At 73.7% G+C, this 6,135-nt stretch carries 5 protein-coding genes; all 5 read right to left on the reverse strand.

Features of this window, described 5'->3' with window-relative positions; translation table 11 throughout:
* Window positions 1-109: 109 nt before the first annotated feature.
* On the reverse strand, window positions 110-487 hold the full coding sequence (locus LCD31_RS03275) for a cytidine deaminase (protein WP_224955930.1): 378 nt from the start codon (window positions 485-487) through the stop codon (window positions 110-112).
* 119 nt (window positions 488-606) lie between these two features.
* Entirely contained in the window at window positions 607-1,863 is a 1,257-nt protein-coding gene (locus tag LCD31_RS03280; RefSeq protein ID WP_224955931.1) for an ABC transporter permease, read from the reverse strand.
* Entirely contained in the window at window positions 1,860-2,921 is a 1,062-nt protein-coding gene (locus LCD31_RS03285; protein ID WP_224955932.1) for an ABC transporter permease, read from the reverse strand. The genes LCD31_RS03280 and LCD31_RS03285 overlap by 4 nt, the downstream gene beginning before the upstream one ends.
* Window positions 2,921-4,492 (reverse strand): ABC transporter ATP-binding protein, encoded by a 1,572-nt coding sequence (locus LCD31_RS03290; protein WP_224955933.1) that lies wholly within the window; start codon window positions 4,490-4,492, stop codon window positions 2,921-2,923. The genes LCD31_RS03285 and LCD31_RS03290 overlap by 1 nt, the downstream gene beginning before the upstream one ends.
* Window positions 4,493-4,778: 286 nt before the next feature.
* Window positions 4,779-5,945, reverse strand: a complete 1,167-nt coding sequence (locus LCD31_RS03295) for a BMP family protein (protein ID WP_224955934.1) — start codon at window positions 5,943-5,945, stop codon at window positions 4,779-4,781.
* Window positions 5,946-6,135: the final 190 nt, after the last annotated feature.

Consider the following 6,135-nt stretch of genomic DNA (forward strand, 5'->3'; position numbering starts at 1 on the left):
CCGGGCACCCTTTTTCCCCCCGGGGGGCCCCCCCGGGCAAAAAACACCCCCCCGCTAAAACCCCGCTGAGGTTCCGCCACCCCACCACCTCGCAGCGGGAGCGGGAACCCTAGAGCTCGAAGGCATCTGGGAGGACTTGTCTCATGGGGAGCACACCGCGCGGCGTGTCCACCAGGCAGTCCGGGCCGCCGAGTTCCTGCAGCAGCTGGCGGCACCGCCCGCACGGCATCAGCAGTTCGCCCTCGCCGCTGCGGCAGGCGACGGCGACGAACCGGCCGCCGCCGGTGAGCCGCAGCTGCCCGGCCATCGTGCACTCGGCGCACAGCGTCAGCCCGTAGGACGTGTTCTCCACGTTGCAGCCGACGACGAGCCGCCCGTCGTCGCAGATCGCGGCCGCACCGACCTGGAGCTTCGAGTAGGGGCAGTACGCCTTCGCCGCGACCTCGACCGCCGCGGCCCGCAGGGCCTCCCAGTTGATGGTGTCCACATCCGCTCCCGAGCTGGTTCCGATCTTCCCGACGACCTTCGCACGTGCGCCGCGGGAATGCCGCCGCCGTGCGGACCGGCCCCGGGCGCGGTGCCCGGGACCGGTCGGCGGACGCGCGGTCAGTCCTCGCCGCGGCGGTACGGGACGCCGATCGCGGCGGGTGGCCGCAGGTGCTGCGCGGCCGCCGCGAGCACCACGAGGGTGACCAGGTGCGGGGTGTAGGCGGTCAGCTCCTCCGGCAGTTCGTCGGTGTACCAGTACACCGAGTACGTGACGGCGGCGCTCACCGCGGCGGTGCCCGCGCCGAACCACCGGCGCCGGTACACCTGCACGGCCGCGACGACCAGCAGCACCAGCGTGGCCGCGTAGAACAGCGCGTGCACCGTGGTCTCGCCGCTGCGCAGCTGGAGCCCGTCGGAGTAGCCGAACAGCGCCGCCCCGCCGAGCAGCCCGCCCGGCCGCCAGTTCCCGAAGATCATCGCCGCGAGTCCGATGTAGCCGCGGTTGTTGGTCTGGTTCTCCAGGTATCCGGCCTGCCCGGGGTTGAGGATGAGCGCGGCTCCGCCGAGCCCGGCCAGCGCCCCGGAGACGATCACCGCGAGGTACTTGTACCGCTGCACCGGCACGCCCAGCGAGGCGGCGGCGACCGGGTTCTCCCCGCAGGACCGCAACCGCAGCCCGAACGGCGAGCGCCACAGCACCAGGTAGCTGACCGGCACCAGCAGGTACGCGAGCATGGTCAGCGGCGACACCCCGGTGACGAGCCCGCCGATGATGCCGGCCGCGTCGGAGATCCCCACCCGCTGCAGGGATTCCAGCGAGCGCAACCATTCCCCGAAGGGGTAGGCCGAGTAGGTGTCGAACTTCGGCACCGGCGGTGATTCCCGCGGGTTCTGCGAGATCGGCTCGAACACGAGGCTCGCCAGGTACTGGGTGACGCCGAGCCCGAGCAGGTTGACGGCGACGCCGGAGACGATGTGGTTCACCCCGAAGCTCACGGTCGCCACGGCGTGCACGAGGCCGCCGACGGCGCCGAACGCGGCCGCGGCGACGAGCCCCGCGACGGGCCCCCACTGGTACCCGGCCCAGGCTCCGCCCCAGGTGCCGAGGACCATCATGCCCTCCAGCCCGATGTTGATCACACCGGCGCGTTCGGCCCACAGCCCGCCGAGCCCGGCGAGCAGGATGGGCACGCCGAGGCGCACCGCGGACTGCACGGTGCCGGAGGTGGTCAGCTCCGGCAGCCCGGTCGCGTACGAGGTGAAGGACACCGCGACGACCGCGACGGCGACCCACAGCATCGCGCGGCCCCAGCCCGGCATCGGGCGCCGCCGCGCCACCGGCGGGGCGATGTCGGGGGTGAGCGTGGCGGTCATACCGCACCTCCGGACAGGACCTGGCCGACGCGGCGCTGCTCGGCGTCGAGCCTGCGGCGGCGCACCAGTTCGTAGGCGACGACGACCGACAGCACGATCGTGCCCTGCAAGATGATCACGATCTCCTTCGGTACGCCGATGTTGTCCAGCGTCAGCGAGCTCTTGTCCAGGAAGGACCACAGCAGCGCGCCGAACGCGACCCCCACCGGGTGGTTGCGCCCGAGCAGCGCGATGGCCAGCCCGGCGAAGCCGTAGCCGGTGGGGAAGGTGATGGTGAACGTGTGGTCGCGGCCGAGGATCTCCGGCAGCCCGGCGAGGCCCGCGACGGCACCGGAGAGCAGCATCGCGCCCAGCACCATCTTCTTCGAGCTCACCCCGCCGGCCAGCGCCGCGGTCGGCGACAGCCCGGTGGCGCGCAGCTCGAACCCGAACCGGGTGCGGCCGAGCAGCACCCAGTAACCGACGCCGACCGCGACGGCCAGCAGCACCAGCCCGAACACGGTTCCGGCCGAGCCGAGTGGAATTCCCGGCACCTGCCCGGATTCGCCGATGAGCGCGGTGCCCTGGGTGTTGCCGCGCAGCTCGCCGAACTGCTTGACGAGGAACGCGATCACGCCGCCCGCCAGCACGTTCAGCATGATCGTGGAGATCACCTCGGACACGCCGCGGTAGACCTTCAACAGCGCGGCGATGCCGGCCCACGCGGCACCGGTGGCCGCGCCGACGACGACCACCACGAGCGCGTGCACCCCGAACGGCAGGCTCAGCGAGCCGCCGACGATGGCCGCCACGCACGCCGCGAGCCGGTACTGGCCCTCGACACCGATGTTGAGCAGGTTCATCTGGAACCCGACGGCGGCGGCCAGCGCCACCAGGTAGTAGGCGGCCGCGGTGTTGACGATGTCCACGGCCGTGGTGCCGCGACCCACCTGGGTGATCATCTCGCCGAGCGCCGCGATCGGGTTCGCCCCGGACAGCAGCAGCACCAGGCCGCACAGCACCGCCGCGAACGCGATCGCCAGCACCGGCGGCAGCAGGGTCGAGCGCTTCTCCCCCATCAGTCCGCACCTCCCCCGGTCGTCCCGGTCATGGCCGCGCCGAGCCGTTCTGGCGTGACGGTGCGCGGATCGGCTTCGGCGACGAGCGCGCCGCGGAACAGCACCCGGATCGTGTCGGACAGCCCGATCAGCTCGTCGAGGTCCGCGGAGATCAGCAGCACCGCGAGCCCGGCGGCCCTGGCGGTGCGCAGGTGCGCCCAGATCCCGGCCTGGGCGCCCACGTCCACGCCCCGGGTTGGGTGCGCGGCGATGAGCAGCTTCGGGTCGCCGGAGAGCTCGCGGCCGACGACGAGCTTCTGCTGGTTGCCGCCGGAGAGCGCAACCGCGTCCACGTCGATGCCGGGGGTGCGCACGTCGAACTCGGCGACGATGCGCTCGGTGTCGGCGCGCGCGCCCGCCCGGTCCAGCCACGGCCCGCGCGCGGCGGGGCGGCGGGTCTGGTGGCCGAGGATCCGGTTGAACCACAGCGATTCGTCCAGCAGCAGGCCGTGCCGGTGCCGGTCCTCGGGCACGTAGCCGATGCCCGCGGCGCGGCGGCGCAGCGTGGACAGCCGGGTCAGGTCGGTGTCGCCGAGCCGGATGCCGCCCGCGCTGATCGGCCGCATCCCGAGCACGGCTTCGACGAGTTCGGTCTGCCCGTTGCCCTCGACGCCCGCGATGCCGACGACCTCGCCCGCGCGCACCACGAGGTCGACGTCGTCCAGCACCGCCCGCTCACCGTCCACCGCGGACAGCCCGGTGATGGTGAGCACCGGGCGGTCGGTGACGGTGGAGTCGCCGGTGGACGGGTCGGGCAGTTCGCTGCCGACCATCAGCTCGGCCAGCTCGCGGGTGCTCACCTCGGCGGCGGGCACGGTGCCCACGGTGGTGCCGCGGCGCAGCACGGTGACCGCGTCGGCGATGGCCAGCACCTCGTCCAGCTTGTGCGAGATGAACAGGAACGTGAAGCCGCGCTCCCGCATGGCGCGCAGCGTGGTGAACAGCTCCTCGACCTCCTGCGGCACCAGCACCGCGGTCGGCTCGTCGAGGATGATCGTGCGGGCGCCGCGGTAGAGGACCTTGAGGATCTCCACCCGCTGCCGGTCGGCGACCCCGAGCCGCTCCACGAGCTCGTCGGGCCGCACCGCGAACCCGGCCTGCGCGGCGAGTTCGACGACGCGGCGCCGGGCCCGGGCGCCGATGCCGTGCTCGCCCTCGGCGCCGAGCACCACGTTCTCCAGCACGGTGAGGTTGTCGGCGAGCATGAAGTGCTGGTGCACCATGCCGACGCCGTGCCGGATCGCGTCGGCGGGGGTGCGCAGCCGCACCCGCTCGCCGCCGAGCTCCACGGTGCCCTCGTCCGGCGACTGCATGCCGTAGAGGATCTTCATCAGGGTGGACTTGCCCGCCCCGTTCTCCCCGCACAGCGCGTGCACCTCGCCGGCGCGCACGGTCAGGTGCACGTCGGAGTTGGCTACGACGCCGGGGAACGACTTGGTGATGCCGCGCAGCGCCACGGCGGGCGGCCCCTGTTCGGGGGTGCCGGGCGCGGCAGGGTGCGGACCGGGATCGTCCGGTCTGGTGGTGCTCATCTGACTCCGTCTCCGGGGCCGCGCGCCGTCGCGCGGCGGGATCTCCGGGCCGCGCTGCTGCGCGGTGGGCTGCTTCGGTTCCGCGCCGGCGCGCGGTGGCGGTGCTCGGTTCCGCGCGGGCGCGGTGCTGCTCGGTTCCACGCGCTCCGCTTCCGCGCGGGCGCGCTGGTGTCCCGGTTCCGCGCTGCTGCGCGGGCGGGCGGGGGGGGGGGGGGGCCGCGCGGCGGGGGGGGGGGGGGGGCGCGGGGCCGCACGAGCTCGGGAACTCGCCCCCCCCGCCGCGCGGTCACGGGGTGGGGCTGACCTGGATGTCGCCGCGGGAGATCGCGGCCTTGTAGGCGTCGGCGACCTCGGTGAGGTCGTCCACCTTCCCCCCGGAGGTGGAGTAGGTGACCGCGTCCATCGACAGGTCGAACTTCGGCGGCACCGCGGACAGGTCGCCGCGCGCGACGGCCGCCAGGTAGTCGAACACGGCCAGGTCGATCCGCTTCAGCATCGAGGTGATGATCACGTCCTTGTACTGCGCCACGTTCGGCTGCGCGTACTGGTCGGAGTCGACGCCGATGGCCATCGCGTCCGCCCCGGCCGCCGCCGCGAACACGCCCTTCCCGGAGGCGCCCGCCGCGTGGTAGACGACGTCGGCGCCGGCGTCGAGCTGGCCCCGGGTCACCTCGGAACCCTTGTTCGGGTCCTGGAAACCGGAGAAGTCGCCGGCCGGGGTGAGGTAGTCGGTCTGGATCCGCACGTCCGGCGCGGCGGCCTTCGCGCCCTGCTCGAAACCGGCCTGGAACTTCTGGATCAGCGGCGTCTCCACTCCGCCGACGAAACCGATGCTGCAGGTCCGCGACTTGTGCGCGGCGATCACACCGACCAGGAACGAGCCCTGCTCCTCGGCGAACACCAGCGAGGTGACGTTCGGGACGCCGTCGATCTCCTCGTCGATCAGCGCGAACTTCGTGCCCGGGAACTCGGGGGCCACCACCTTCACCGAGTCCGCGTAGGCGTAGCCGACGGCGATGACCGGGTTGAAGCCCTCGCGGGCCAGCTGGCGCAGCCGGGTCTGCTTGGCGTCCTCCGGTTCACCGGCGGCGGCGTCGAGCTCCTTGGTCTCCGCGAGCCCCATCTCGGCCTTCGCCCGCTCCAGCCCGGCGACGGTGTCGTCGTTGAACGACGCGTCGCCGCGGCCGCCGATGTCGAACGCCAGCCCCACCCGCAGCCGGCTCGCGTCGGGGGCGGGCGCGTCGGCGCGCTTCGACGTGGTGGCGGGTCCGGTCACCGCCGGTGCCTGCTCGGTGCGGCACGGCTGCCCTTCGACGGCGCCCCCGCCGCCGCGGGCGTCCTTGGCGCAGCCCGACAGCGCCAGCACCCCCGCCAGCGCCACCGCGGTCAACGCGGCGCCGGGGCGCCGCCACCCCCGCCCGGATTCCCCTGCCGGGCCGGCCGTTCGCCGCATCGCCATTCCCCTTTCGAAAAACCGCCGCACAGCTCCGCGCCCCGGTGACCGCTCCGGATCGGAGCGAATCGCGGGGCGCGGACCGCGGCCCCCGCCCGTCGCGGGGAAATTCGGGGCGGGGGGCCCCCCCCCCCCGGGGCCGGGGGGGCGGGGGTTATGGGTTGGACCGGGGGTGGGGGGGGGGGGGGGG

The sequence above is a fragment of the Saccharopolyspora sp. 6M genome, assembly GCF_020176775.1.
GTDB lineage: Bacteria > Actinomycetota > Actinomycetes > Mycobacteriales > Pseudonocardiaceae > Saccharopolyspora_C > Saccharopolyspora_C gregorii.